Source organism: Photobacterium kishitanii, assembly GCF_000613045.3.
GTDB lineage: Bacteria > Pseudomonadota > Gammaproteobacteria > Enterobacterales > Vibrionaceae > Photobacterium > Photobacterium kishitanii.
The window spans coordinates 813,868-840,103 of the sequence record NZ_LN794353.1 but is presented as its reverse complement, the minus strand read 5'-3'; the positions used below and the strand labels follow the sequence as shown (position 1 = coordinate 840,103).

At 37.9% G+C, this 26,236-nt stretch carries 27 protein-coding genes; 21 read left to right on the top strand and 6 right to left on the bottom strand.

Going from position 1 to position 26,236, the window contains the following annotated elements:
• Nucleotides 1-6: 6 nt before the first annotated feature.
• Nucleotides 7-1,251, top strand: coding sequence for an NAD(P)/FAD-dependent oxidoreductase (locus PPBDW_RS19110; protein ID WP_036791591.1), 1,245 nt, complete (start codon nt 7-9; stop codon nt 1,249-1,251).
• Nucleotides 1,252-1,331: 80 nt separating this feature from the next.
• Here the strand turns inward: PPBDW_RS19110 and PPBDW_RS19105 are convergent, their stop codons facing one another.
• Nucleotides 1,332-1,544 (bottom strand): VF530 family protein, encoded by a 213-nt coding sequence (locus PPBDW_RS19105; RefSeq protein WP_036791588.1) that lies wholly within the window; start codon nt 1,542-1,544, stop codon nt 1,332-1,334.
• A gap of 352 nt (nt 1,545-1,896) precedes the next feature.
• Nucleotides 1,897-2,718, bottom strand: coding sequence for a hypothetical protein (locus PPBDW_RS19100; protein ID WP_036791585.1), 822 nt, complete (start codon nt 2,716-2,718; stop codon nt 1,897-1,899).
• 589 nt (nt 2,719-3,307) lie between these two features.
• Between PPBDW_RS19100 and PPBDW_RS19095 the strand changes: the two genes are divergently transcribed.
• Genes PPBDW_RS19095 through PPBDW_RS19055 form a run of 9 tightly spaced genes read left to right on the top strand, consistent with a single transcriptional unit; the run spans nt 3,308 to nt 10,200 of the window.
• Nucleotides 3,308-3,706 carry an ATP synthase subunit I gene (locus PPBDW_RS19095; RefSeq protein ID WP_036791582.1) on the top strand — a complete coding sequence of 133 codons (399 nt, stop codon included), beginning with the start codon at nt 3,308-3,310 and terminating at the stop codon, nt 3,704-3,706.
• A 1-nt stretch (nt 3,707) separates the two neighbouring features.
• Nucleotides 3,708-4,475, top strand: coding sequence for a F0F1 ATP synthase subunit A (gene atpB, locus PPBDW_RS19090; protein WP_036791580.1), 768 nt, complete (start codon nt 3,708-3,710; stop codon nt 4,473-4,475).
• A gap of 51 nt (nt 4,476-4,526) precedes the next feature.
• A complete protein-coding gene (atpE, locus tag PPBDW_RS19085; RefSeq protein WP_036791577.1) occupies nt 4,527-4,763 on the top strand; it encodes a F0F1 ATP synthase subunit C in 237 nt (78 codons plus the stop codon).
• Nucleotides 4,764-4,815: 52 nt separating this feature from the next.
• Nucleotides 4,816-5,286 carry a F0F1 ATP synthase subunit B gene (atpF, locus tag PPBDW_RS19080; RefSeq protein ID WP_036791575.1) on the top strand — a complete coding sequence of 157 codons (471 nt, stop codon included), beginning with the start codon at nt 4,816-4,818 and terminating at the stop codon, nt 5,284-5,286.
• A gap of 14 nt (nt 5,287-5,300) precedes the next feature.
• Nucleotides 5,301-5,849, top strand: a complete 549-nt coding sequence (locus PPBDW_RS19075) for a F0F1 ATP synthase subunit delta (RefSeq protein WP_036791573.1) — start codon at nt 5,301-5,303, stop codon at nt 5,847-5,849.
• 12 nt (nt 5,850-5,861) lie between these two features.
• Complete coding sequence (atpA, locus tag PPBDW_RS19070) at nt 5,862-7,403, top strand: F0F1 ATP synthase subunit alpha (RefSeq protein ID WP_036791571.1); 1,542 nt, start codon at nt 5,862-5,864, stop codon at nt 7,401-7,403.
• A gap of 57 nt (nt 7,404-7,460) precedes the next feature.
• Complete coding sequence (gene atpG / locus PPBDW_RS19065) at nt 7,461-8,333, top strand: F0F1 ATP synthase subunit gamma (protein WP_036791569.1); 873 nt, start codon at nt 7,461-7,463, stop codon at nt 8,331-8,333.
• A gap of 21 nt (nt 8,334-8,354) precedes the next feature.
• Nucleotides 8,355-9,740, top strand: a complete 1,386-nt coding sequence (gene atpD / locus PPBDW_RS19060; RefSeq protein WP_036791566.1) for a F0F1 ATP synthase subunit beta — start codon at nt 8,355-8,357, stop codon at nt 9,738-9,740.
• 16 nt (nt 9,741-9,756) lie between these two features.
• A complete protein-coding gene (locus PPBDW_RS19055; protein WP_036791564.1) occupies nt 9,757-10,200 on the top strand; it encodes a F0F1 ATP synthase subunit epsilon in 444 nt (147 codons plus the stop codon).
• 278 nt (nt 10,201-10,478) lie between these two features.
• On the opposite strand, the gene PPBDW_RS19050 is transcribed toward PPBDW_RS19055, so the two are convergent.
• Complete coding sequence (locus tag PPBDW_RS19050; RefSeq protein ID WP_036791561.1) at nt 10,479-10,931, bottom strand: hypothetical protein; 453 nt, start codon at nt 10,929-10,931, stop codon at nt 10,479-10,481.
• Nucleotides 10,924-11,385: a winged helix-turn-helix domain-containing protein gene (locus PPBDW_RS22945; RefSeq protein WP_054262186.1), complete on the bottom strand. Its 462-nt coding sequence runs from the start codon at nt 11,383-11,385 to the stop codon at nt 10,924-10,926. Before PPBDW_RS22945 ends, PPBDW_RS19050 begins: the two co-directional genes overlap by 8 nt.
• A 718-nt stretch (nt 11,386-12,103) precedes the next feature.
• Between PPBDW_RS22945 and PPBDW_RS19040 the strand changes: the two genes are divergently transcribed.
• On the top strand, nt 12,104-12,649 hold the full coding sequence (locus tag PPBDW_RS19040; protein ID WP_243423029.1) for a DUF2799 domain-containing protein: 546 nt from the start codon (nt 12,104-12,106) through the stop codon (nt 12,647-12,649).
• A gap of 247 nt (nt 12,650-12,896) precedes the next feature.
• Here PPBDW_RS19040 and trpS read toward each other — a convergent pair whose 3' ends face one another.
• Both trpS and PPBDW_RS19030 read right to left on the bottom strand, forming a co-directional pair.
• The gene (gene trpS / locus PPBDW_RS19035; protein WP_054262185.1) at nt 12,897-13,928 is read right to left on the bottom strand and encodes a tryptophan--tRNA ligase; all 1,032 of its coding nucleotides are present in this window, start codon (nt 13,926-13,928) and stop codon (nt 12,897-12,899) included.
• Between the two features lie 476 nt (nt 13,929-14,404).
• Complete coding sequence (locus PPBDW_RS19030; RefSeq protein WP_036791556.1) at nt 14,405-14,626, bottom strand: GntR family transcriptional regulator; 222 nt, start codon at nt 14,624-14,626, stop codon at nt 14,405-14,407.
• 914 nt (nt 14,627-15,540) lie between these two features.
• Between PPBDW_RS19030 and PPBDW_RS19025 the strand changes: the two genes are divergently transcribed.
• The 10 genes from PPBDW_RS19025 (at nt 15,541) to rbsK (ending at nt 26,232) form a co-directional block, all read left to right on the top strand.
• Nucleotides 15,541-17,004 (top strand): MFS transporter, encoded by a 1,464-nt coding sequence (locus PPBDW_RS19025; protein ID WP_036791553.1) that lies wholly within the window; start codon nt 15,541-15,543, stop codon nt 17,002-17,004.
• Nucleotides 17,005-17,247: 243 nt separating this feature from the next.
• On the top strand, nt 17,248-19,110 hold the full coding sequence (locus PPBDW_RS19020) for a potassium transporter Kup (protein WP_036791550.1): 1,863 nt from the start codon (nt 17,248-17,250) through the stop codon (nt 19,108-19,110).
• A 105-nt stretch (nt 19,111-19,215) separates the two neighbouring features.
• Nucleotides 19,216-20,682 (top strand): sensor histidine kinase, encoded by a 1,467-nt coding sequence (locus PPBDW_RS19015; RefSeq protein WP_036791547.1) that lies wholly within the window; start codon nt 19,216-19,218, stop codon nt 20,680-20,682.
• Complete coding sequence (locus tag PPBDW_RS19010; RefSeq protein ID WP_036791544.1) at nt 20,675-21,370, top strand: response regulator; 696 nt, start codon at nt 20,675-20,677, stop codon at nt 21,368-21,370. Before PPBDW_RS19015 ends, PPBDW_RS19010 begins: the two co-directional genes overlap by 8 nt.
• Before the next feature lie 120 nt (nt 21,371-21,490).
• Nucleotides 21,491-21,766 (top strand): hypothetical protein, encoded by a 276-nt coding sequence (locus PPBDW_RS19005; protein ID WP_036791542.1) that lies wholly within the window; start codon nt 21,491-21,493, stop codon nt 21,764-21,766.
• Nucleotides 21,767-21,768: 2 nt separating this feature from the next.
• Nucleotides 21,769-21,972, top strand: a complete 204-nt coding sequence (gene tatA / locus PPBDW_RS19000; protein ID WP_036791541.1) for a twin-arginine translocase TatA/TatE family subunit — start codon at nt 21,769-21,771, stop codon at nt 21,970-21,972.
• A gap of 250 nt (nt 21,973-22,222) precedes the next feature.
• A complete protein-coding gene (locus PPBDW_RS18995; RefSeq protein WP_036791539.1) occupies nt 22,223-22,564 on the top strand; it encodes a hypothetical protein in 342 nt (113 codons plus the stop codon).
• 227 nt (nt 22,565-22,791) lie between these two features.
• The gene (locus PPBDW_RS18990) at nt 22,792-24,507 is read left to right on the top strand and encodes an NAD-dependent malic enzyme (RefSeq protein WP_036791537.1); all 1,716 of its coding nucleotides are present in this window, start codon (nt 22,792-22,794) and stop codon (nt 24,505-24,507) included.
• A 323-nt stretch (nt 24,508-24,830) separates the two neighbouring features.
• The gene (gene rbsD, locus PPBDW_RS18985; RefSeq protein ID WP_036791535.1) at nt 24,831-25,250 is read left to right on the top strand and encodes a D-ribose pyranase; all 420 of its coding nucleotides are present in this window, start codon (nt 24,831-24,833) and stop codon (nt 25,248-25,250) included.
• A 55-nt stretch (nt 25,251-25,305) separates the two neighbouring features.
• On the top strand, nt 25,306-26,232 hold the full coding sequence (gene rbsK, locus PPBDW_RS18980) for a ribokinase (protein WP_036791533.1): 927 nt from the start codon (nt 25,306-25,308) through the stop codon (nt 26,230-26,232).
• The last annotated feature ends 4 nt before the right edge of the window (nt 26,233-26,236 follow it).

Here is a 26,236-nt window from a genome sequence, read left to right as displayed (position 1 = left end):
GCGATTGTGAATCAAAAACAGCGTACGCAAGTGGTTATTATTGGTGCTGGCCCTTCAGGCTCTGTTGCTGCTGCATTATTGCATCAGCAACACATTGATGTGATTGTATTAGAAAAAAGCACCTTTCCTCGATTTTCCATTGGCGAAAGTTTACTGCCTGCGTGTATGGAGGTTATTGAACAAGCGAAAATGTTAGATGCAGTTACTGCGGCTGGGTTTCAGTTTAAAGATGGTGCTGCTTTTCGTTATCGAGACCGTTATACCGCGTTTGATTTTAGCGATAAATTTACTCCAGGAGCAGGAACAACCTATCAAGTTCAGCGCGGACATTTTGATAAAGTGTTAGCGGATGAAGCGCAAGCTCAAGGGGTTGAGATTCGCTATGAGCACACCGTTGAAGCGATTGAATGTTTAGATGGTAAGTCAGTACTTACAATTACGGATGCTCAACAGCAACAATATGTATTAGAAGCGGATTTTGTACTTGATGCGAGCGGTTTTGGTCGAGTATTGCCACGATTACTGGGGTTAGAAAAACCGTCACATTTACCACCACGACAAGCGATATTTTGCCATGTCACCGATCATATTGATATTAACCATTGTGAGGTGGAATATGATCGTAATAAGATTTTAATTTCAGTCCATCCTCAATCAGCTGATGTCTGGTATTGGCTCATTCCGTTTAGTAATGGCACTTGTTCATTAGGAGTGGTTGCGCCACCACAATGGTTAGCGAATTATGGTGATGATTCGATCTCGATATTAAAGCAATTGGTTATTGAAGAACCGGGGTTGGCGGCAGTATTGGCTGCTGCAGAATATCCATTGACAGCTGCAACCATTGAGGGCTATTCAGCGAATGTTACCCAACTGGCAACGTCAAATTATGCGTTGTTAGGTAATGCTGGAGAGTTTTTAGATCCGGTATTTTCTTCTGGAGTAACGATTGCGATGAAATCTGCACAGTTAGCTGCGGGGGTGTTAACACGCTCTTTTGCAGGAGATAACATTGATTGGCAACGTGATTATGCTGAGCCGCTGATGTTGGGTGTTGATACCTTCCGTACTTATGTAGAGGGGTGGTATTCAGGAGAGTTACAAACAGTCATTTTTCATCCTGATCCTGATCCTAAAATTAAACAAATGATATGTGCCATTTTAGCTGGCTATGCGTGGGATATTAATAATCCTTTTGTAGCCCAATCACAACGTAGATTAGCTGTTGTAGCTGCATTATGTGCAGACTAAGACCAAGGTTTCGTTGAAAAAAGCCGTTACATTTCAACTCAAGCGAGTGATGAATGTAGCGGCTTTTTTATCGGTGGTTGTTAGCGCATCATATCAAGATATAAGCTTTCAACCTTAGTACGCGCCCATTCAGTCTTACGTAAAAACTTGAGGCTTGATTTAATGCTCGGATCATCATTAAAGCAGCGAATGTTAATCCGTGAGCCAAGTTCATCCCAACCATAATGCTCGACAAGTTCAATCAATACTTTTTCTAACGTGATGCCGTGTAATGGGTTATTTTTTTGTGTCATGCTATATGCCGTTCAAGTGATTCATTTAAGATACTTAGTTGTTAGTGCTTAGTGTAACTGACAATGGCACGATACCCAATGCTGTTTTATGGCTGACAAACACTGCCTCTTCAATCGTTACATGATTAGATAAAACTGAAAATAAACTTAACCATTATTAATGCTAATACTGAATAAGCGAAAGAGTGAAATAAAATAATCAAAGCTAATTAATTAAAATGCATATAGTACTTACTCTCAAACAGTATGTTCGAAAGTATAAGATTGTTGTTGCTTATTATTATGGTTTTTATATTGGCTCGTACAGGTAATTACCATCAATAATAATTTTAATAGTCTTTTACATTATTAATTAATATGACTGTAATAATTTAATCGGTGGCTGTTTATTTATATTATTGGCTTTTTTCCTACGTTGTAAGGCGCATTTAGGACAGCCATTTCCCGCCAGATGATTCGCTGGTAATTGGGAAAACTCACCATGGATATTACAAATAATAATACCTTTAACTCTCATGTTCTTATATTCGAATAATGAATAATTATAGTGGTTATTGTGAATTTTATTTGCATCTTCGATAAATTGTTTTGTGGTCTTCTTATGCTTGTTTTTTGTACATTTAGGGCATCCTGAACCACGTAAATGTGCATCAGCTCGTTGCGTAAAATCACCATGAATAAGACAAGTTATGTCACTTTTTTTGAGTGCGCCAGTATAGATGAAATGATCATAACGATAACGGTTGTGATGCGCTTTGTTAGCCTTTGCTATGTAGACAGATTGTGAACGGCGATAAGACAAAGCACATTGAGGGCACCCCTTTCCTGCAAGATGTGCATTAGGACGCTGTTCAAAATTGCCATGAGTTCGACAGTTTATGATCCCTTTCTCTAATGTCCCGCTATATATAAATTCCTTATAGGAATATTTGTTACCGTGAACGGCCGTTGCTCGGTCAATAAAAGTCTGAATATCCATCTTTTGTTTGCCAGAACAGGCTGGGCAGCCATGTCCTGCAAGGTGAGCATCTGGCCGTTGATTGAAATTTCCATGGATTGGGCAAGTGATAATGCCTTTGGTTTTGGCGTTTATATAATCAAAAAAAGCGTAACTATATTTTTCTGAGTGGCGATTTTTTGCTCGTTTAATAAACGTGTCAGTATTTTTTTTCATATTTTGGAGGTTATTCGATTTGATTACTTTTGATGTTATTTGTTAAATAAAAACGTAAGAAATGATGGAAAAACTATTTGTCAGCAAATGGTCAATAATGCAATTAGGGAGAAAATATCGCTTTTTAAATACGATTCAGTTAAAGATGGTCAGTAATGAGATGTAAAGAAAAGTTAAAACATGTTAATGATTACTTATGCGTAATACGCACATGATAATCTAGATCTTGGGCACCAACATCAAGAGCCAAAAATGGTAATCATTGTTTGCATTTATTTTGATGGCTATCACAAAACTGATCACGTAAATTTTGTACTGCACACGGTGGACTTAAACGTATTGAAAAATAAGCCTATTAGTGAGAAGCCTCATAAGATATAAGTTTATATTATATATTTAATGACGCTGTGAAATTGGACGTTTTATTGTGATGTGAAAGTATTTAAAAAATTATTCAGTTTTTATACAGGCTCAACATGTAGCGTAGTATATGCCGTACTTAATTAATGATTTTATATTTTCTGTAATATACACAATTAAGATAAGGAGCATTAATAATTAAGATACAGACGGTGTAGAGGATTTAAATATGAAAGCAGACTCAGGTTGTAACGATATTCTTTCTGCAGCAAAAATCATATTACTCGGACAGTCAATACTTGGATTTTTATTTATATTATTCATTTGTATTGCAAATAATACGTTTGGTGTGAAATCTGCAATTATAGGTGTTGCGATCGCTGTTATTCCTTCATTGCTTGGGCTTGGTAGCGCAGCATATAAATTGAAGATGAATAATGAAGTTAATATTAAATATCTAGCCAAACTTAATACGCTAGTTAAATGGGTTTATACCGCATTAATGATATTGGCAGTGGTTCGTTTTATCCCGGTTAATAATGAGATTATGTTATTAGCATATAGCGTTACATTTTTGGGATGCTTTTTAACTCCGATACTTAACAAACCTCAATTTAGGATGACGTAAGGTGGAATCAGTAACTACCGCTCACGATTATATTGAGCACCATCTAACATTCTTCACTGTGGGTAAGGGTTTTTGGAGCATTAACCTTGACTCCATGCTCATGGTTTGGTTGTTAGGTTTACTGTTTATCGGTGTCTTTAGATACGTTGCTTCACGAGGAACCAGTGGTGTTCCTGGTAAATTGCAATGTTTCATTGAGATCACCTATGAATTTGTGAACAACCTTGTTAAGGAAATTTTTCAAACAAAAGATAAGTTAATTGGCCCATTGGCATTAACTATTTTCGTTTGGGTTTTCTTGATGAACGCAATTGACTTATTGCCTGTTGATTTTATTCCAGCACTTGCTCGTCTATTTGGTTTTGAGCATTTCCGTGAATTACCTTCAGCGGATGTCAATGTGCCTATGTCTATGGCGCTGGGTGTATTTATGTTGATCATAATTTATACCTTAAAAACAAAAGGGATTCGTGGTTTTGTTAAAGAACTAACGACACAACCTTTTGAAAGTCCATGGCTTTACCCTGTGAACTTAGTTTTGGAGTTAGTCACATTAATTTCAAAACCAATTTCTCTCGGTCTTCGATTGTTCGGCAACATGTACGCAGGTGAAATGATTTTTATCCTAATTGCGTTGATGCCGTGGTGGATGCAGTGGGCGCTTAGCGTTCCATGGGCACTATTCCACATTCTTATTGTGTTCCTACAAGCCTTCATCTTTATGGTACTTACAGTTGTGTACCTTGCGATGGCAACAGAAGAACATTAATAAATTAAGTTCGATTTACGTTTTAACTATTTAATAAATTTGGAGTCATTCATGGATATTGTAAGTGCAGTTCTTTATGTTGCTGGTGCACTACTGATTGGTTTAGGTGCAGCGGGTGCTGCAGCTGGTATCGGTAACTTAGCAGGTAAATACCTTGAAGGTGTTGCACGTCAGCCGGACCTTATGCCGATGCTACGTACACAGTTCTTTATCATGATGGGTCTTGTCGATGCGGTTCCTATGATTGGTGTTGGTATCGGTCTTTACATCATCTTTGCTGTGGCTTAATAGCTAAAACTACCGTTATTTATCATAACGTTATTTAAATAGTGAGGATGGTATGAATTTAAATGCAACCATGCTTGGTCAAGCAATCTCCTTTGTGATTTTTGTTTGGTTATGTATGAAGTATGTCTGGCCGCCGCTTACTGCGTTAATTGAGCAGCGCCAGCGTGAAATTGCAGATGGGCTTATTCATACTGAAAACGCAGCTAAAGAACTCGACATCGCAAAAGCGAATGGCGCAAAAGTTCTTGAAGATGCGAAGAAAAGTGCGAGTGAGTTAGTTGAGCAAGGTAATAAGCGTCGAGCACAGATTATCGAAGATGCCCAAGCAGAAGGTGAGAAAGAAAAATCTCGTATTGTTGCTCAGGGTCAAGCCGAGTTAGAAAGCGAACGTAATCGCATTCGTCAGGAACTACGTGCAGAAATGTCCGATATGGTCATTGAGACTGCAGAGAAACTGATTAATCGCAATTTGGATACTGATGCTAACCGCGATCTTGTTAATAAACTTATCACGGATATGTAAGCGGAGAGCACATTATGTCAGATCCACTAACCATTGCTCAGCCCTATGCCAAAGCTGCATTTGATTATGCAGTTGCTAATCAGGCATTGGAACAATGGGAGCAAATGTTGACCATCGCAGCAACGGTTGCTAGTCAACCAATCATTGCTCAGCAGATTGAAGACAGCGAACAGTTTGGTGCTAAGGATTCAGCAGCGTTTACTGACATGTTCTTGGGCGTTTGTGAAGGTCTACTGGACGAACATGGCCAGAACCTGATCAAAGTAATGGCTGAAAATGGACGTCTAAATGTGATTGTTCAGGTAGTCGAATTGTTTCATGAGCTCAAAGATGATTATGAACGCATGGTTACTGCGCATGTAACAACGACTGAGCCATTAAGCATTCAACAACAAGCCAATTTAGTACAGGCGCTGCAGAAAAAATTAAATCGCAGTGTTGAGCTCGATTGCCACATCGATGAAACGCTAGTAGGCGGCATACTGATCAAAGCTGGAGAACTAGTAATTGACGGTACGCTTAAAAGCTCTATCAACCGACTCGCAACGAGCCTTCAGGCGTAATAGGTAATAGATATGCAACTAAATTCTAACGAAATTAGCGATTTAATTAGACAACGAATCGCAACCTTCAATGTGACTAGTCAGGCACGTAACGAAGGTACTATCGTCTCTGTAAGCGACGGTATTATTAATATCAATGGTCTTGCTGATGTTATGCAAGGTGAGATGATTGAACTACCAGGTAACCGTTATGCATTAGCACTTAACTTAGAGCGTCACTCTGTTGGTGCTGTAGTTATGGGTCCTTATGCAGACCTTGCGGAAGGCATGAAAGTGACCGGTACCGGTCGTATCCTTGAAGTACCAGTAGGTAAAGGTTTATTAGGGCGTGTAGTTAATACCCTAGGCCAACCAATTGACGGTAAAGGCGCTATTGACAATGACGGTTTCGCACCGGTAGAAATCATTGCTCCAGGTGTTATTGACCGTAAGTCGGTTGATCAGCCTATCCAAACTGGCTACAAAGCCGTGGATGCGATGGTACCAATCGGTCGAGGTCAGCGTGAGCTTATTATCGGTGACCGTCAAACGGGTAAAACAGCGATGGCTATCGATGCCATCATTAACCAGAAAGATTCTGGTATCTACTCGGTGTATGTTGCCATTGGTCAAAAAGCATCAACTATTGCTAACGTAGTTCGTAAGCTAGAAGAAAATGGCGCTCTACAAAATACGATTGTAGTTGTTGCGTCTGCATCAGAAGCTGCTGCACTACAGTACCTAGCTCCTTATGCTGGTTGTACTATGGGTGAGTATTTCCGTGACCGCGGTGAAGATGCCTTGATTGTGTATGATGACTTGTCAAAACAAGCTGTTGCTTACCGTCAGATTTCACTATTGCTTAAGCGTCCACCAGGCCGTGAAGCATTCCCTGGTGATGTGTTCTACCTTCACTCACGTCTACTAGAGCGTGCATCACGTGTAAATGCACACTATGTTGAGCGTTTTACTAATGGTGAAGTGAAAGACAAAACCGGTTCATTAACAGCCTTGCCGATCATCGAAACTCAAGCGGGTGACGTATCAGCGTTCGTACCAACTAACGTAATTTCGATTACTGATGGTCAGATTTTCCTACAGACTAACTTGTTTAACGCAGGTTTACGTCCAGCGGTTGACCCAGGTATTTCAGTGTCACGTGTAGGTGGTGCTGCGCAGACTAAGATTATCAAGAAACTGTCTGGTGGTATTCGTACCGCATTGGCACAGTATCGTGAATTGGCAGCGTTTGCTCAGTTCTCATCTGACCTTGATGATGCGACGCGTAAGCAGCTTGATCACGGTGAAAAAGTAACTGAGTTGATGAAGCAGAAACAGTACGCACCGATGTCTGTGGCGGAGCAAGCACTTGCTATTTTCTCTGCTGAGAAAGGCTATTTGAACAACGTTGAGTTATCTCAAATTGGTGCATTTGAAGAAGCATTGATGGCTTTTGCTAAAAGTCAGCACGCAGAGTTGCTTGCTTCAATCAATGAATCAGGTAATTACAACGATGATATCGAAGCAAGTCTGCATCAGCTTCTAAAAACATTCGTTGATACGCAGTCGTACTAAGTAACGAGAATATTTTCCGTCCAGACGACGCAGTATGAATGTAGATAGGAGCTAACCATGGCAAATGCAAAAGAGATCCGCACTAAAATCGCTAGCGTACAAAATACGCAAAAGATCACTAGTGCAATGCAAATGGTTGCCGCAAGTAAGATGCGTAAAGTTCAGCACAACATGGAAGCAACCCGCCCTTACGCAGAAAATATGCGTAAGGTAATCGGGCATTTAACTTCCGGTTCGTTGGAATATAAGCATCCCTATCTTGAAGAGCGAGAAGTAAAACGAGTAGCTTACATCATTATTTCCTCTGACCGAGGATTATGTGGTGGTTTGAACATTAACTTGTTCAAGAAAGCCATGGCAGATATGCGCCAGTGGCGAGATCAAGGGGTTGACGTAGATACCACCTTGATCGGCTCAAAAGCAATTTCGTTTTTCCATCGCTTCGGCAACGTGATTGCACAAACATCAGGTATTGGTGATGAGCCAAAACTAGAAGATATTTTAGGTCCGGTTAATGCAATGTTGGAGTTTTTCGACGAAGGCAAAATTGACCGCTTGTTCCTGGTTTACAACCAATTTGTAAACACTATGGTTCAAATGCCAAAGGTAACCCAGTTGTTACCTAACCCTGAGCTTGAGGAAAGCGCATCAGAAGATGTGAATGAAGCAAGTCGTTGGGACTATATCTATGAGCCTGATCCTAAACCGATCCTCAATGAATTGATGCTTCGTTATATCGAATCACAAGTCTACCAAGGCACCGTTGAGAGTATCGCTTGTGAACAAGCAGCACGAATGGTTGCAATGAAAGCTGCAACAGATAATGCGGGTGAGCTGATTAATGATCTTCAGCTTGTATATAACAAAGCCCGTCAAGCAGCAATTACCCAAGAGCTAAGTGAAATCGTAGCTGGGGCACAAGCCGTTTAAACAGAATTTTGAGGATATCAAATGAGTACTGGTAAGATTGTCAAAGTCATCGGCGCTGTCGTTGACGTTGAATTTAATCAAGATAGCGTGCCACGAGTATATGATGCGCTTACTCTTAGTGACAGTGAACATGCTGCGTTAGTATTAGAAGTGCAGCAGCAAATTGGTAGTGGTGTTGTTCGTTGTATCGCAATGGGTTCATCAGACGGTCTTCGCCGTGGGTTAGAAGTGGTTAATACTAATGCGCCAATTTCTGTTCCTGTAGGTGAAGAAACTCTTGGCCGTATCATGAACGTATTGGGTACCCCAATCGATGAGTGTGGCGAAATTGGCGAAAAGAAAAAATACGCTATTCACCGTGCTGCACCATCTTATGAAGAGCAATCTAATAGCTCTGAGCTGCTAGAGACTGGCGTAAAGGTTATCGACCTTATTTGTCCGTTTGCTAAAGGTGGTAAAGTCGGTCTGTTTGGTGGTGCGGGTGTAGGTAAGACCGTTAACATGATGGAACTTATCAACAACATCGCTAAAGCACACTCAGGTTTATCAGTATTTACTGGTGTTGGTGAGCGTACTCGTGAAGGTAATGATTTCTATTACGAGATGAAAGATGCTGGGGTACTCGATAAAGTAGCCATGGTTTACGGTCAGATGAACGAGCCACCGGGTAACCGTCTACGTGTTGCACTAACAGGCTTGACCATTGCGGAAAGCTTCCGTGATGAAGGTCGTGACGTATTGTTGTTTATCGATAACATCTATCGTTATACCTTAGCAGGTACAGAAGTATCAGCATTGTTAGGTCGTATGCCATCAGCGGTAGGTTATCAGCCAACATTGGCTGAAGAGATGGGTGTACTGCAAGAGCGTATTACATCAACTAAGACTGGTTCTATCACGTCAATTCAAGCGGTATATGTACCTGCCGATGACTTGACTGACCCATCACCAGCAACGACGTTCGCCCACCTTGATGCGACAGTGGTATTGTCACGTAATATCGCAGCCTTGGGTTTATACCCTGCGATTGATCCATTGGATTCAACCTCGCGTCAGCTTGATCCATTGGTTGTTGGTCAAGAGCATTATGATGTTGCTCGTGGTGTACAGACTGTACTTCAGCGTTATAAAGAATTAAAAGATATTATTGCTATTTTAGGTATGGATGAATTATCTGAAGAAGATAAATTAACTGTATCTCGTGCACGTAAGATTGAGCGTTTCTTAACTCAGCCTTACCACGTAGCAGAAGTATTTACTGGTCAAAAAGGTATTTTCGTTTCTCTTAAAGAGACTATCGCAGGCTTTAAAGGCTTACTAAGCGGTGAGTATGATGATATTCCAGAACAAGCATTCTTGTACTGCGGTAGCATTGAAAATGTACTCGAAAAAGCGAAAACTCTATAGGGCTTAAGGAGGCATTATGGCTATTGGCGTTACCGAGAACACGTTCCAACTCAATATCGTAAGTGCTGAGGGACCCTTGTTCTCTGGTCCAGCTCACGCGCTGGCAGTTTCAGGCTCCGATGGTGAGTTGGGTATTCGCCCTGGTCACTCTCCTTTATTGAGCCGACTAAAACCTGGTGTAGCGAGTTTCGTCACAGATTTGAAGGATCCCGAAGAAATCCTTTATATCTCAGGCGGTATAGTTGAAGTTCAGCCCAACGTAGTAACTGTACTTGCCGATACGGCAATGCATGGGAAGGACATCGACCAAGCCCGCGCTGATGAAGCTCGACGCGCCGCAGAAGAAAACATCAACAAGCATGCTGATGATGTTAACTTCGCAATAGCGGAAATGGATCTAGCTAAAGCAATGGCACAATTACGTGCTGTTGAATTAACTCAGAAACAAATGCGCCGCTAAAACCAGTGGCGATAATACGCTAACAGCACGTTGTTACTAAATCACCATAGTTACAACGTGTGGTTATTGTCTTATATCTACTGGTCCCCGTCTCTATAGGTCTCCAGCCTAATACCAAGGGACAAAATAATAAATATACAGGATGTTATTTATTATAGGTGGACTTTCAGTTTACCATCACTATCTAAAGCCCCCTGCGCTGTACCGAGAGCAGGGGCTTTTTCCGTTAAGATGTTTTTTTAAATATAATTATATATATTGGGTATTATTCTAATACCTTAGAAAAAAGACAATCTCCCTTCATTAATTGTAAGAATCGTCTCTAAATCTTTTTTATGGATTAGACTTAATGTGCCATCTTTTAAATCATTACTTTTAAAACTATAAAAAGGATTATACTTTAGCATGCTAATAGTCATTAAATTCGATTTACTTATTGCATGGTTGTTTGTTTCTAAATTATAAAAATAAAGCGCATTTTTTCCTTTATACGTGATAATTCGAGCATTAATATGAGTTGCTAAAACAGTATGTTTTGAGTTTCTTTGGGTAAGAAATATTTCAACACTTCCCCTTTTACAATATCCATAACCGATAAAGTTTTTATTTTCGTAACGGAATAAAGCGTTACATCCAAAACCATTCCATATAGGTAAGGTAAAAAATAATGAAATCCCTATGAGTAAACATGAAATTATGATCTTTGTTTTATTATTTATTCGCCTAAACATAAGTGTAGTTCCAAGAATAATAAAACCATAAAGAGAACATAAAAAACAGAATGGAACTAATTAGTAGTATATTGATTAGTGAGGGTTTTATTGTTTTTATCTGTGGTGATTCTAGCTCGTTTAATTGATGGCTAGGTTGGGTGTTAATTTGAGATATTTTGGTATTAGCATTTAAGGAATAACCGATTCCTTTATGAGATATGATAATATTTGCATCTTTGAATACTTTCCGTAGATTACTGATAGCAACTGTTAATGAATTGATTACAACAATACTATTCGGCCAACCTTGCTGAAGTAATTCATCTTTATTCCAGACTTTAGTTGGTATACTGATAAAGCTAATTAAAATCCTTAGTTCACTTTGACTTATCTTAATTGAATTATTATTACTGTCTATGATTATACGATTATTTATATCAAGTATTTTATTGTTAATGTGATATATCGCCATTTATTGCTCATTATTGAGTTATGTATCAATATAAATTGTAGCAATGATAAACTATAATTTATTGAAATTACCAATCGACTATTAACATGGGAGTTGCCGTTTTCATTTAAATGGTGAATGTAAAGATTGTTATTAAAGTAATAATAGGTTTTATCATGATTTAATAATTATTTATAAATGGTATTGTTGGAGATAAAAAGATAATAATTCAGGTATTGTTTATCATTAAGAATAATGTTTATGTATACGCTTCTAATCAGTATCTTAAGTGTTAATTTCCTACTAGGTTTTATTTATTGGTTCAAAAGGATTCATTATTATAAGCATAATCTATTAGGGGTGGCTATTTTCCCATATAGCTTTGTAGTAATGTATTTTATAAGAAAAATAATACTTTTTATTACCAATGATATGTATTGGATTAAGCGTTAATAATCATGTCTATGATGTAAGATATTACAATATATCAGCCTATCTACGATAGGTAGGTTGATCATTCTATTGAAATAATCACTACAGATTGGTGTATTCCCATATCATCATTGCAAAGAGTATAAGTTTCCAGTTTGTTATTACTTATGCAACATAGACAACTTTATTTTTAACAATAATAGCTTTAGAGTATCGGGCTTTATTTCTTTGTAACAAGTTAGCTATGACAACAAAATCTCTTACGATAACACTCTTTTTATGCTCAACATTAACAGCATGTTCTGTTATGAATCAGCAAGAATGCGAAACAGCAAACTGGTCAGCATTGGGATATGTTGATGGTTCACAGGGCGCTTCTTCTTCTCAATTTAGTGATCGAAGTTCTGCTTGCTCGGAATATAATGTTCGCGCCAATTTCAATGAATATCAACTAGGTTATAATCAAGGCTTGACTATCTACTGTACTGAAAATAATGGTTTTTTTATTGGTTCTAACGGGCAGAGCTATCAAGGAGTTTGTCCACAAAAAACAGCAATCCTATTTTTGAAGGGTTACAATAAAGGCAAAGAACTCTTTAGTATAAGAGAAAGTGTAAGTCAAGCAGAGCAAGATTTACGCGATGAGAAAGACGAAATAGCGCATAAAAAAGATAAATTAAACGATCTAAAAAATAGTTTAATTTACGATAAGCTTTCATCCCGAGAGCGACGTGAGAAGTTAGATGAAATTGACGAAATTAATCAACGACCAAATTTAATTAAAGAAAAAACACAGACCTTAAGCAAACTGAAAAGGAAATTGGCTAAATTAGAATCAACGTTAAGCTATTAATCTTCGTAGGAGCTGCGGCTAACGATAATAATCCTCACTAATTGATGGTCAATTAGTGAGGATTATTATATTACGAGCTATGAATTCATCATGATTTTAAATGTGCCACATTGATGGTATTTACTTCGCAATAAATAGTTTATGGGATGTCGTTAAACTTAAGTAGAGCATATTTATATGCTCTACTTTTTATTATTTAGTGTTAATACTAGATAATAGGCGTTATGAGATCACGCGATATTTATTGTTAGAATAAGTTCAAACCAAAAGCCTGTTTAACATCAGCTAACACTTGCTGAGTTTGTTGATTAGCGTGTTCAGTGCCTGATTTTAGCACCTCAATTAAGTAGTCTTTATTATTTAAAAAATCGGCACGACGCTCACGTATTGGAGCGATTAAATCTTGTAAACATTGCTCTAAGATTTTTTTCGTGGTGCCATCACCTAATCCACCTTGACGATATTGTTGTTTTAATGTTGCTACATAGTTGCTATCAGGATGGAAAGCATCAAGATAAGTGAAAACGATATTGCCCTCGACACTTCCTGGATCTTCCACTCGAAGATGGTTTGGATCGGTGTACATTGATTTTACTGCCTGCGAAATGGTTTTACTATCAGCACCAAGCGTGATGGTATTTCCCATCGATTTCGACATTTTATTTTTGCCATCAGTACTTGGTAAGCGAGCGACTTTACTGAGTAAAGGTTGGCACTCAACTAAAATATCCTTGCCGGCAATGGTATTTATTTTTCTTACTATTTCATTTGTTTGTTCAAGCATTGGTAGTTGGTCGTCACCAACGGGAATTAAGCTTGCACGAAATGCGGTGATATCAGCAGCTTGAGAGATGGGATAAGTTAAAAATCCAGCAGGAATTGAACGACCAAAAGCTTTAGATTGAATTTCACTTTTAACGGTTGGATTACGTTCTAAACGTGCAATCGAAATTAGATTGGAATAATACATGGTCAGTTCTGCCAAAGCAGGAATAGCTGATTGGAGGCAAATAGTGGTCAGTTTAGGATCAATGCCAACGGCTAAATAATCGGCAACGACATTAACAATATTAGTGGCAACCTTATGGGGATTATGGCCGTTATCGGTAAGGCCTTGCATATCAGCAACTAGAATATTTTGTTGGTAGTGATGCTGTAGTTGTACTCGCTGTTGCAGTGAGCCGACATAGTGTCCGAGATGTAATTGGCCCGTGGCTCTATCACCAGTAAGAATGATGGCTTGTTGTTGAGGACTGATTGTTGATGATTGAATGTTCATAAAGCTCTCCGAAAAAATGCGGCCGGAGAGGTGATAAAATACGGATAATAATAGGCGTATTCATTTGCAACCTTCCGGCGGCAAAATGAAATAGAAATGAGAAAAAATAACTATGTCAGCGCCGCTCTATGAAGAGCGCCACCAAAAGAAAAGGGGTGAGATATTACTTACTGTCATTATCATGCTACAAACCTATCAAAATATAATTAGCCAAACAAGCAGTTTTAATCAGTAAATGAAAATGGCTGAAAAACTAAGTTATATGGTATTTGAACGCAGTGATAGGTTGTTAACATCCATAAAAAACAATAAAAGTAATTGAGTGTGTAACACAGTCTTGGTATTTCAAATCTAAGCAATATATCAAGAGGAATTACGTTTTTGATATTGTTAAGTGATATTTTACTGTTTGATCTTCTCTTATTGTGAATTAGCATCCTTCTACTTGCAGTGTCGGTATCATTTATTGGTATAACTTACACTAAAAACCATCCTCGGCGTTCTTTTCTATAGATAACCCCCTGAGCTTCTAATTGTAGTAATGCATGTTTTACCGTAAGTCGACTAGCATTAAAAATTTCGCTTAGCTCTCGTTCTGAAGGCAGTCGTTTTGATTGAGTAGTAAATAACCCTCGTTCAATTTGCTGGAGTATAGTTTCACAAATAATAGTGGGGGGAGATGATAGTTGTTCGCTCATTATAACCTTTGCCAATCATTGTGAATGTAAACGGCTAATAGCATAGCAACGGTATGTCATTATTGTGTCATTGTAGTTTGAATAATGTGTTATGAATGGTAAGCCTTAATCGTGACGAGATTGATCGTAATATCATTAATGCGACTCATACCAGATCTAATACGGTAAATATACAAAATAACACTTTTGATATAACAAAAAACAAACGGTTAGTAACAATATATTAAACCAATATTAGTAAAAATACTGACGGTACTAATATTGAGCATAACTTTGGTACATCAGTAAGTACTAACTGGTTATTTAACTATAAATAGAGAGATAATTTGTGGCTTTTGTGATAGAAATCCTTAGTTGTTGCGAAGGATTTTTATTAGCAATATAGGGTGGTATCAGTGCAATGAATGGACGCTATTCTGTTATTCAATTCATGATTGAACCTTTATTATGGTAATAAAAATAAGTTATATTTTTTATTAACAAAAAAGTGAAAGAATTTTACGCTTGATGTATGTTTTTTTAGCAATCAAAATTGTAAATTAGCGCCTATCTGGATTAATTTTCATTGAAAAATAACTCATATTGTTTAAATTCTGATTAATAGACCCATAATAAATAGTAATTTATATTTTATTTTTGATCTTTACATATAAAATAAATCTAAAAAAAACTATTTCTTCTTGTTTTGTTAGTCTGTTGGTTTTCATGTAAGCTTTTGTTTTTTAAGTTATATGTTAAGGTTGCTTTTTTGGTTTTATATGATCTTTATAGCGGGCATATCTGAGAACGCATAGTGGCAGTTAATTACATTCAGAAAATAAATTTCATTTTTGGTTGTGATATATGTTTATATACTGCCAACTTTAATACTGATATTCGTCTGAATTAAGACAATAAGCATTGTTGATTTTAACATGAATCAAAAAATAGAGATTCAACCGCAAAATACGATCCAAAATTATATTGATGAAATATCAATAAGTAATTCAGTTACTAGCAAATATTCAATGTCAATGACACGTGTACAATGGCGAATTTGGTTATTAGCGACATTTGGTAAGTTTTTTGAGGGTATGATCGTTTTTATGATGGGGTTAACCCTACCATTATTAACCCTACAATTTCATTTAACAGAGCTACAGAAAGGTGTAATTAGTTCCTCGATTCTGTTTGGTATTTTAATTGGAGCAAGTGCTCTGGGTGGGCTATCTGATCTTTATGGACGTAAGAAAATGTTCATTATTGAGATGGCTTTGCTCTCGATCTGCTTGATAGGCATGGCAACTAGCCAGTCTTATCTGAGTATTTTAGTGTTTAACTTTGGTATTGGCTTAGCTTTAGGGTGTGATTATCCTACGGCGCACTTAATGATATCTGAAAGTATTCCATCCAAGAACCGCGGTAAGCTGGTATTGGGTGCGTTTGCGTTTCAGTCTATTGGTGTTTTGCTCGGTATTTTAACCGGTATTTTTGTCTTGACGTATGTGAACGACATCAATGCATGGCGTTTGATGTATATTATTGCTTTGATTCCATCATTAGCGATTACGATTGCACGTTTCTTTATTCCTGAAAGTGCGCATTGGCTATTGTCTAAAAATCGTAAGGCCGATGCTGAAACATCACTCAAGCGGTTATTACATCGTTCGCAACAGTCGTCAATGCCAATTGAAGAAACACCGTGTGATGATGTTGAATTATCATCATGGTTACATGGTTATAAACGGTTATTTAAAGAAAAATATCGTGCTAAAACAATTTTGGCATCAGTACCTTGGTTTATTCAAGATCTTGGCACTTATGGTATTGGTATTTTTACGCCGGTTATTTTAGCATCGGTACTTGATCCTCATCAGGCAACAGGCGGAGATGCGCTTCAGAACACGATTGCTAATACAATTTATTTAGCCAAAGGTACTGCAGTTATTGACTGCTTACTTATTGTTGGTGTTATTTGCGCGATTATTTTTTCTGAATCTATTGGTCGTATGAAGCTACAAATTTATGGCTTTATTGGTTGTGCTGTTGGCTTATTATGTGCGGCAGTTTCAGTAAAAATGCATGGTGATTATCAGATGTATTTGCTATTTTTAGGCTTTATGTTATTTAATTTTATGAATAACCTAGGTCCTAATGCACAAACATATTTGATATCGGGTGAAGTGTTTCCCGTTAAAATTCGAGCTAAAGGGGCCGGTTTTGCGGCATCAATTGCTAAGTTTGGTGCGATTTTAACTGCTTTCTTATTCCCGATTTTGCTGCATGGAATTGGGGTGTTTTCGTTGTTATTGTGCTTGGTTGTGACATCATTATTAGGCGCATGGGTAACACATAAATATCGTTTTGAAACATCAGGTCGAAATATAGAGAGCATGTAAGCGCTATATTAACCTCGGAATTATTAAGCATCAGTCACTGACTGATGCTTTTTTTGTTTTTGTTGACAGTTGAAACTTGCTACATACTGGTTAAATAATACCCAAAACTTATATATTTTTTATATTTGATACTGGAAAATATACCCTAACTTTACATTACCCTTGTTAATCTGCTCGCCTCGTAGAATGAAATAAGGCCTTATGTGTTGCAGTAGTTAAGGGCAAACACATATGTAACAAGTTATGCAAAATCAAAAACAGTCACTATTAGTACTTACGTGCTTATCTGTTGGGATTGTATATGGTGATATTGGCACTAGCCCATTATATGCCTTTAAAGCGATGTTTAGCGGTTCTCATGCACTGGTCATTGACCCTGCCAATGTTTTTGGTGTGTTGTCTCTTGTCTTTTGGACTTTTGTTATTACCGTTTCTATTAAATATTTAGCGGTTGTCACGCGAGCATCTAAGCGTGGCGAAGGTGGTGTGCTAACGTTAACTGCACTAGCGCATGGTGCAGCTCCTGAGCGTAGCAAAAAAATAATTATCTTTTTAGGCATGTTAGCTGCAGGTTTTTTCTTTGGTGAAGCAATTATCACTCCAGCAATGTCAGTGTTATCAGCAGTAGAGGGGATCACTGTTATTAATCACAATTTACAGCCGATGATTATTCCTATTGCGATTAGTATTATATGTGCGTTATTTGCGATTCAAAAATATGGTTCAGGCAGTATTGGACGTTTATTTGCACCAGTGATGCTGCTATGGTTCAGCTGTATCGGCGTGTTGGGACTGATCAGTATTATTGCTAACCCAAGGGTACTACTGGCATTAAATCCTTTATATGCATTAGAGTTTGTTGTTAACCATGGTATTGAAACGTTATTTACCTTAGGGGTGGTCGTGTTGGCTGTTACTGGGGTTGAAGCGCTTTATGCTGATATGGGGCATTTTGGGATTAAATCGATTCGTCTTGCGTGGTTTTTTATTGTGATGCCATGTTTAGTACTTAATTATTTTGGTCAAGGGGCATTAGTGCTGGCCGATGCGAGTACTGCAACGAATCCTTTCTTTCTGTTAGCACCGACCATTTTACGGTTACCGTTAATTATATTAGCTACTTTTGCGACAGTTATTGCCTCGCAAGCGGTGATTTCGGGTATTTATTCGCTCACGCGTCAAGCGGTTAATTTAGGTTATTTACCGCCAATGCGAATTTATCATACCTCGCATCAAGCTCAAGGACAGATCTATGTTCCTTTGGCTAATTTATTGTTGTTTATCCTCGTTATTACGGTTGTTCTAACATTTGGTAGCTCTGAACGTTTAGCTGCAGCATATGGTATTGCGGTGACTGCAACAATGTTGATTTCATCGGTATTCACATTAGTTGTAGCGCGTCATTTATGGAATTGGTCACGGCTGGTGACATTACAATATGGGCTATTAATGCTCACTTATGATGCTTTGTTATTTACTGCGACATCATTGAAATTTATGGATGGCGGTTGGTTACCATTAACCATCGGCTCAATGGTGTTTATTCTAATGGTCGTATGGTATTTAGAACGGCAGCGATTAGGATTACTGCTTAAACAGCCTTTGTCTGCCGAAGCTATGGTCAGTGAACTTGAGCAAAAACAATGGAGCCGCGCGTCAGGCACGGCCGTGTATTTCTCTCGAAATGAAGGACAAGTTCCATCATCATTAATCAATAATCTTAAATATAATGAAATTTTGCACCAACGAAATGTACTGTTAACGTTTAAATATCCAGATCAACCGCGAGTACACCCATTAAAGCGTATGGAAGTGACTCAACTATCCGAAACCTTCTGGCAAATGATTGTTTATGTTGGTTATCAAGAGTCGCCCGATATTGAACAAATCTACACGGTCTCACGAAGCAATGGCTTTGTTTTACATCCAACGGATACGTTATTTTTTATGTCATCAGAACGTATAAAAGTGAAGCCCAGTTCTTGGTGGCATGATGTAAAAGCTCGGCTATTTATTCTATTAAGCCGTAACGCTCTTCGAACGTCAGAGCGACTGCATGTACCGCAAGATAGATTGATTGAGATAGGGGTTCATGTAGAGATATAACGCCTTAGGTTTAATCACAGCGCTTATCATTATCGTATTTAATAATGATGAGCGCTGTTGTTAACTTAATGCTGTCTAATTTATGTGGTAAAAAATGAGAAATGAATGAATAACCCGTTATCGTGGTTTGATGTAACCAAAACCAGTATTTTATTATTGTTATATGTATTAGTGACGTATCTAGGTGTCGCCTTTCGAGATGTTATCATTGAAACTGATACTGCAATGCTGTTGTTACTACTTAATATTGTTAGTGGGGTGTTGTTACGTAAACGAATGGCGTATGTGATCACTGCTATTAGTATTGTCGCCTTTCATTTCTTTGTTTTACCTGAGCACAATTCGTTTAGATTTCAGAATTACCAACATATTATCACCTTTTCAGTGATGGCTTTTAGTGGTGTGTTTGCGGTGAGATTAACCCAATCTCAGCAACAAAAAATTGAAGAAAATCAGATTCTACGGGCAGAGTTAAATAGTAATTATGATTTAGCGTCAGTACTTGCGGCATTAAATGAAAGCCATGCTATCGCTGAAGCATTAATTGTCCATCTTGAGCAGCATTTTAAAATGCGAGCACAAGTATGGCTGTTTTCGCCACAGTTACATTGTCTTGCGACGCATCAGAAACTCAGTGAAGTAACTTATCGACCGTTAATTGAACGTTTCAGTAGGAGACAGCAGCAACATATTGAGTATCTCTCGCCCTCATTGAGTTTGCATCCATTAGATGGGCAGTCTGGTATGTTTGGTGTATTACTGATTGAAGCATTATCAGAGCAGGTGTTTAATCCGATTTTGAGTACACTGATTAGCCTGTCGTTAGCAAGATCTGAAGCGAATATCGCTTTAGCTGCGGCAAAAGAAGCTAATCAATTAGAGCAAATGCGTAATACATTATTAGCTGCGGTATCTCATGATTTAAAAACACCATTGGGGTCGATTATTGGTTCTGCTACCACATTAAGTGATACGAGCTTACGTTTACCAGAACAAACCCAACAAGAATTATTACAGTCGATTGCAGAAGAAGGTTACAGTTTAAATCGTAGCTTAACCAAGTTACTTGATATTAGTCGTTATAGTATTAAGACCTTGATCCCCAAGTGCGATTGGGTTGAACCTGAAGAGGTGATTGGGAGTGCAATTAAACGGGTTGAGCAAGTCATAAAATCGCATCCGATTAATTTATGTGGTGATACGATTTTAGTGTCATTAGATTACACTTTAATTGAACAAATTATTGCTAACCTTGTTGAAAATGCAGCTAAATATAGCCCTGTAGGTAGTGAGATTGATATTCAAACTAATTATCGACGCGGCCATTTTATTATTGAAATTGCTGATCGTGGCTGCGGGGTGGCACCAGAAGATCGGTTACGTATTTTCGAGCGTTTTTATCGTTCAGATCAAGTTAAAGTAAAAGGGACAGGCTTAGGTTTAGCTATTTGCCAATTAATCGTTGCAGCGCATAATGGTGAGATAAGTGTATTATCACGTACTGGAGGCGGTAGTATATTTGTGGTGAAAATTCCTTGCGAAAAGTATGAGTTAACGGATATTTATGAATAATGATAGTAAGATTTTAATTATTGAAGATGAAGCACCTATCCGTCGCTTTCTTGATATTTTAACTACCGGGCACGGTTATCAAGTCAAAACGGTTGAGACAGCACAAGAAGGCCTTAAACAAATCACCACCTGGAATCCACATTTAATATTATTAGATCTAGGCTTACCGGATGCTGATGGTCTTGATTTTACCAAAGAGTTACGTTCATGGACTGAAACGCCGATTATTGTTATTTCTGCGCGCGATAAAGAAGCGGATAAAGTGCTTGCTCTCGATGCTGGTGCCAATGATTATTTAACTAAGCCGTTTGGTAGTGGGGAGCTATTAGCTAGAATTCGAGTAGCATTACGTATTAATACTAATATTAATTCTGCTGAGATCAGTCAGTATCAGTTTGGTGAGGTAGTATTAGATTTAGCCATGCAAACCGTTACCAATGCTGGTGAGGCGATCAAGCTAACGCCGAAAGAATACAAGATATTTACTCTCTTAGCGAAGAATATGGGCAAGGTATTAACCCATAAGCAGATATTAAAAGAAGTTTGGGGCGGAAATTATACTGAGCATGCTCACTATGTACGTATTCATATTGCACAGCTACGTCATAAAATAGAGCGATCTCCTGCGCAACCACAATATATTATTACTGAAAATGGGGTTGGTTATCGGTTAATTAGCGATGATTAAACCATTACTATATTTTTGAATGGGTTTATAAAAAATTTATATTCACCTTGATAATCCTTACATAAACATTAGATTAAAATTTATACCATCAAGTGAGTTGGACTTATTGAAGGTATACAGATGTTTATTGAAGTAAAACTTGGTCTTGCCGTTATGTTTTTCGTGTGGATGTTAACACGCAGTCTTTATAAAAAAGCAACTTGGCTGCAATTAACTATTGTCGGTTTACAGATATTTTCAGTGCTTCTTTTAATTGAATTATCAATTACCCACTATTTTCCTGAGTTTCTGGAAGCGAAATGGTTTATTGGGGTGTTTTTTGCAGCTGTATTTGTCATTGCTGCTGCAAAAGAACGTTATTTATCTAACAGTGAAAAACAACGAGAGATTAATTAAAAATGGGTGAAATTAGCATCGGTAAGCTACTTATTGTTGCCGTTATTTTTGTTTTATTATTTGGAACTAAAAAACTTCGAACATTAGGTAGTGATCTTGGTTGTGCATTGCGAGGTTTTCAAAATGCAGTTAAAGATGAACCGCAATCAAAGACTGAGACGGTAGTGGATACTCAAGTCGCCGCTAAATCTGCGGACAATCAGTAATAACAATCTTAGTTTTATGGTATTAATGAGTTACATAGTGGCTATGTAACTCATGTAATTCTCCCTTGACCTTCCCCTCAGTGTAACCTTTATGATCATGCTTTATTCAAATATGATGATAGTAGAGGTAAGTATGAGTTGCTGTAATAAAGCTCCTAAAGGTGGCGCGAGTTTAGGGTTATTATTAAAGTTAATTGCAGGGATTTTTGTGGTGTTATTAATTGCTTCTTATTGGCAGTGAGGCATTACCATGAAACCAACAGTAATTATTGAGCCTCATCAACGTCGTTGTTATGTTGACGGTTCGACAACAGCACTTGAGTCAATGCTTTTAGCGTTAAATGCTAATCAATATATTATTTCTGCAACAATCAAAGCTGCGCATAAATTGCGAGTGAAATATGATTTTAGGTATATTGAATTTCAGCAAGTATTAGCCATTATTGCCATTGCTGGAGTTGATTATAAAGATGGTTTTTTCCAGCACTTAAAATATCAGCTTTATACTGATGCAGATCTGCAAGCACGAGATAATCTTAATATTACACCATTTTGCTGTGATAAAGTGGCAATACGTCGTGAAAACCTATAATTAAAGTGGGTTTTCTTCAGGGTTATTTATTCTTTTTGTATAACAGATAATGTCAGGATGATTTTTAATTAGCGATCTAATTAAAAATGCGACTGTTCACATTTTTATGCCGCAGTTAGATATACACTCTAATTTATATTATGGTTTTATTAGTATGAATAACAGTGTGGCTGTTGTTGATGTTAATAAAGTCTGCTGGCTATTGTTGTTATACGCGGAGACAGAATATGACTATCGGTAAGTACCTCAGATGGAAAGATGCGCAAGGGAAAGTGTTTCGTCCTGTGTCGTTAACCGGCACCGAGTTACTCAATGACCGCACTTTAAATAAAAGTACAGCTTTTACTCAAGAAGAGCGTGAAGCTTTTCAATTAACAGGACTATTACCACCACGAGTACAAACCTTCGATGATCAACTCAACCGTGTCTATGATGGCTTTAGCAGTGCTTCAACGGATATAGAAAAATATCTGTTCTTACGCTCACTACAAGATCGTAACGAAACGCTTTTTTATGCTTTATTATCTCGTCATGTAGAAGAAATGACGCCAATTATTTATACCCCAACGGTAGGTAAAGCATGCCAAGAATTTAGTCATCGTTATCAAAAAGCGCGTGGGTTATATATTACTGAAGAAAATGTAGATGCAATGGGTGAGATGTCGCGCCATTTTATGGGTAAAGAGATCAAAATCATTGTGGTTACAGATAGCCAAGGTATTTTAGGTATTGGCGACCAAGGTGTCGGCGGTATGGGGATTCCGATAGGCAAGTTGTCGTTATATACATTAGGAGCTGGGATCCATCCTGCTCATTGCTTACCGATAGTATTAGATGTTGGTACAGATAACCAAGAGTTACTTGATGATCCTATGTATTTAGGTATTTCACGTAAACGACTTCGTGGTGATGCTTATAAATGTTTTATAAAAGCATTTGTTCAACAAGTTAAACGTTATTTTCCCAAAGCTGTATTACAGTGGGAAGATTTTAGTAAAGCCAATGCGTTTGATAATTTAGATGATTATGAAGATAGTTTGCCGTCATTTAATGATGATATTCAAGGAACGGGCTCTGTTGTTTTAGCTGGTATTCTTGGTGCTTGTAAGATCAAACATGAACGGTTAGTTGATCAAACTTATGTTATCTATGGGGCTGGCGCTGGCGGGGTTGGTGTGGCTGATCAAATTTATGCCGGCCTACTTAAAGAAGGTTGCAGTCATCATTCAGCGCGAGCAAAAATTTTCATTCTCGATTCTCAAGGAGTGGTATTTGATGATCGTGATGGCTTAGAAGATTATAAGCGTCGCTATGCTAAACCGCGTTCAATATCTGAAGGTTGGCATGCTACTGATCTTGGTAAAATTAGCTTAACAGAATTAATTAATAATCATCCCGTAACGGTATTACTGGGTGCAAGTGGTATTGGTGGTTCGTTTACGGTAGAACATATTCAAAAGATGATGGAATATACTCCTCGACCAATTATATTTCCTCTCTCAAATCCAACTGCTCACTGTGAAGCCATTCCTGAAGCGATTTATCATTGGAGTGATGGCCAAGCAATTGTTGCGACGGGAAGTCCTTTTTCTGATGTGGAATATAATGGCCAGCAGTATCGTATTGGACAAGGAAATAACGTCTTTATTTTCCCTGGTGTTGGTCTCGCATCGATTGTGTCACAAACATCAAAAATCACTCAAGATATGTTCACTACTGCTTCTTATGCACTGGCAGAGTGCGTTAATGAGCAAGATTTAGCGATGGGATGTATTTATCCTCGAATTAGTGACTTAAAAGCAGTGTCTATCCATGTTGCAGAAGCTATTTTAACTCAAATGCAAGCAACGGATGCATGTAGTTATTTACGGGATAAGGATCTTAAACAAGTATTAGCCAGCCATATGTGGGAGCCGGTGTATTTACCTTATCGTCGCGTATAAAATCGCAACGTTGTCACTATTTTTAAAGCCATATTTATAGCTAAATATGGCTTTTTTGCTATTTGATCTGGACGTTGATCTTTCCTCCTTTCCATTATCGAAACGTTTCGCTGGTAAAAATGTGAGCGAAATAACTTTTTTAAGCCTATTTTAAGCCTTGAAAGCGATCATTCTCACAGCTTATATATTTCACTATGGTGAATTTTTTGCAGCGGTTTATTATTTACATCGAAACGTTTCGATGCGTTTTACTGTCAATTATAAATATCAATTCAAAGACAGATAAATTGAGTTATATAACGTGCAATTATAAGGTTATTCAGATGAAAAAAAGTACTCTAATTAATGCCGAACTTTCATACCTAGTCGCAACACTAGGGCATACCGATGAAATCACTATTTGTGATGCTGGATTACCTATTCCGCAACATGTAAAACGGATTGATCTTGCGTTAACGCATGGTGTGCCGAGCTTTCTAGATACAGTAAAGGTTATTTTATCGGAATCGCAAATTGAAGCGGTGATTATGGCGACAGAATTTGCAGAAGTCAGCCCTACCCATCATCAAGCATTATTAGCTATTTTGGATCAAGAGAGTGCCGCAACAGCTAAACCGATTCAAATTTCATATTTATCTCATGAGGAATTTAAGCAACGCACCGCGCAAAGTCGTGCAGTTGTGAGAACTGGTGAATTTACACCGTATGCCAATATTATTTTCCAAGCAGGTGTCGTTTTTTAAATTACTAAGGGAGTGATCCTCGTTTTTCTTTAACGTACTGAGAATATATTTAAATATGAAAAAGATTGCTGTTATTGGTTCGACAAATGTTGATTTAATTACTTATGGTGATCGTGTCGCTAAAAGTGGAGAAACACTTGAAGCTGAAGCGTTTGCTATTGGTAATGGTGGTAAAGGTGCAAACCAAGCGGTAGCTGCCGCTAAATTAGGCGCTCAAGTTTTAATGGTATCAAAAGTTGGTGATGATCAATTTGCGGAGATGAGTTTAGCTAATTATCGCAGCCAACATATAAACACCTGCTTTGTGACTAAGGTCAATGGTGTGAGTACTGGGGTCGCACCTATTTTTGTTAATACAACCACTTCGCAAAATTCTATTTTGATTGTAAAAGGAGCAAACAATTATTTAAAACCAGCAGACATTGATTGTGCTGAGGCGGAATTAAAAAATGTCGATATGATTGTATTGCAGCTAGAAGTTCCTTTAGAAACGGTTTATCACGCCATTGATTTTGGCAACAAACATAATATTACTGTGCTGTTGAATCCTGCACCTGCCGTACCAGAGTTATCACTGGAGTATGTCTGTAAATGCGATTTTTTTGTGCCTAATGAAACGGAACTTGAAATATTAACCGGTAAACCTGTTGCTACGATTGCAGAGATCAATCAAGCGGCGAATGTACTATTTGAGCATGGATTAAAAAATCTGATTGTGACAATGGGATCACGAGGTTCACTTTGGATATCAAAAGCTGGCGAGTATCTTGCTAATCCCATAAAAGTGAATGCGGTCGATACATCTGGCGCGGGAGATGCTTTTATCGGTTGTTTTTCTCATTTCTTTACTCAAACAGGTGATGTGGCACTCGCGCTTGAAAAAGCGACTATTTTCGCGGGGCTTTCAGTGACAGAGAAAGGAACCCAGTTGTCATATCCTAGCCTTGAAAAATTTACAGCATACCAAGCAAACAACCTCTAAAAAG

Bases quoted from the DNA above. Each gene is read 5' to 3' on its own strand.
- PPBDW_RS19105 (WP_036791588.1), bottom strand. From the start codon at position 1,544: ATGACACAAAAAAATAACCCATTACACGGCATCACGTTAGAAAAAGTA.
- PPBDW_RS19100 (WP_036791585.1), bottom strand. From the start codon at position 2,718: ATGAAAAAAAATACTGACACGTTTATTAAACGAGCAAAAAATCGCCAC.
- PPBDW_RS19095 (WP_036791582.1), top strand. From the start codon at position 3,308: ATGAAAGCAGACTCAGGTTGTAACGATATTCTTTCTGCAGCAAAAATC.
- atpE (WP_036791577.1), top strand. From the start codon at position 4,527: ATGGATATTGTAAGTGCAGTTCTTTATGTTGCTGGTGCACTACTGATT.
- atpF (WP_036791575.1), top strand. From the start codon at position 4,816: ATGAATTTAAATGCAACCATGCTTGGTCAAGCAATCTCCTTTGTGATT.
- PPBDW_RS19075 (WP_036791573.1), top strand. From the start codon at position 5,301: ATGTCAGATCCACTAACCATTGCTCAGCCCTATGCCAAAGCTGCATTT.
- atpA (WP_036791571.1), top strand. From the start codon at position 5,862: ATGCAACTAAATTCTAACGAAATTAGCGATTTAATTAGACAACGAATC.
- atpG (WP_036791569.1), top strand. From the start codon at position 7,461: ATGGCAAATGCAAAAGAGATCCGCACTAAAATCGCTAGCGTACAAAAT.
- atpD (WP_036791566.1), top strand. From the start codon at position 8,355: ATGAGTACTGGTAAGATTGTCAAAGTCATCGGCGCTGTCGTTGACGTT.
- PPBDW_RS19055 (WP_036791564.1), top strand. From the start codon at position 9,757: ATGGCTATTGGCGTTACCGAGAACACGTTCCAACTCAATATCGTAAGT.
- PPBDW_RS19050 (WP_036791561.1), bottom strand. From the start codon at position 10,931: ATGTTTAGGCGAATAAATAATAAAACAAAGATCATAATTTCATGTTTA.
- PPBDW_RS22945 (WP_054262186.1), bottom strand. From the start codon at position 11,385: ATGGCGATATATCACATTAACAATAAAATACTTGATATAAATAATCGT.
- PPBDW_RS19040 (WP_243423029.1), top strand. From the start codon at position 12,104: ATGAATCAGCAAGAATGCGAAACAGCAAACTGGTCAGCATTGGGATAT.
- trpS (WP_054262185.1), bottom strand. From the start codon at position 13,928: ATGAACATTCAATCATCAACAATCAGTCCTCAACAACAAGCCATCATT.
- PPBDW_RS19030 (WP_036791556.1), bottom strand. From the start codon at position 14,626: ATGAGCGAACAACTATCATCTCCCCCCACTATTATTTGTGAAACTATA.
- PPBDW_RS19025 (WP_036791553.1), top strand. From the start codon at position 15,541: ATGAATCAAAAAATAGAGATTCAACCGCAAAATACGATCCAAAATTAT.
- PPBDW_RS19020 (WP_036791550.1), top strand. From the start codon at position 17,248: ATGCAAAATCAAAAACAGTCACTATTAGTACTTACGTGCTTATCTGTT.
- PPBDW_RS19015 (WP_036791547.1), top strand. From the start codon at position 19,216: ATGAATAACCCGTTATCGTGGTTTGATGTAACCAAAACCAGTATTTTA.
- PPBDW_RS19010 (WP_036791544.1), top strand. From the start codon at position 20,675: ATGAATAATGATAGTAAGATTTTAATTATTGAAGATGAAGCACCTATC.
- PPBDW_RS19005 (WP_036791542.1), top strand. From the start codon at position 21,491: ATGTTTATTGAAGTAAAACTTGGTCTTGCCGTTATGTTTTTCGTGTGG.
- tatA (WP_036791541.1), top strand. From the start codon at position 21,769: ATGGGTGAAATTAGCATCGGTAAGCTACTTATTGTTGCCGTTATTTTT.
- PPBDW_RS18995 (WP_036791539.1), top strand. From the start codon at position 22,223: ATGAAACCAACAGTAATTATTGAGCCTCATCAACGTCGTTGTTATGTT.
- PPBDW_RS18990 (WP_036791537.1), top strand. From the start codon at position 22,792: ATGACTATCGGTAAGTACCTCAGATGGAAAGATGCGCAAGGGAAAGTG.
- rbsD (WP_036791535.1), top strand. From the start codon at position 24,831: ATGAAAAAAAGTACTCTAATTAATGCCGAACTTTCATACCTAGTCGCA.
- rbsK (WP_036791533.1), top strand. From the start codon at position 25,306: ATGAAAAAGATTGCTGTTATTGGTTCGACAAATGTTGATTTAATTACT.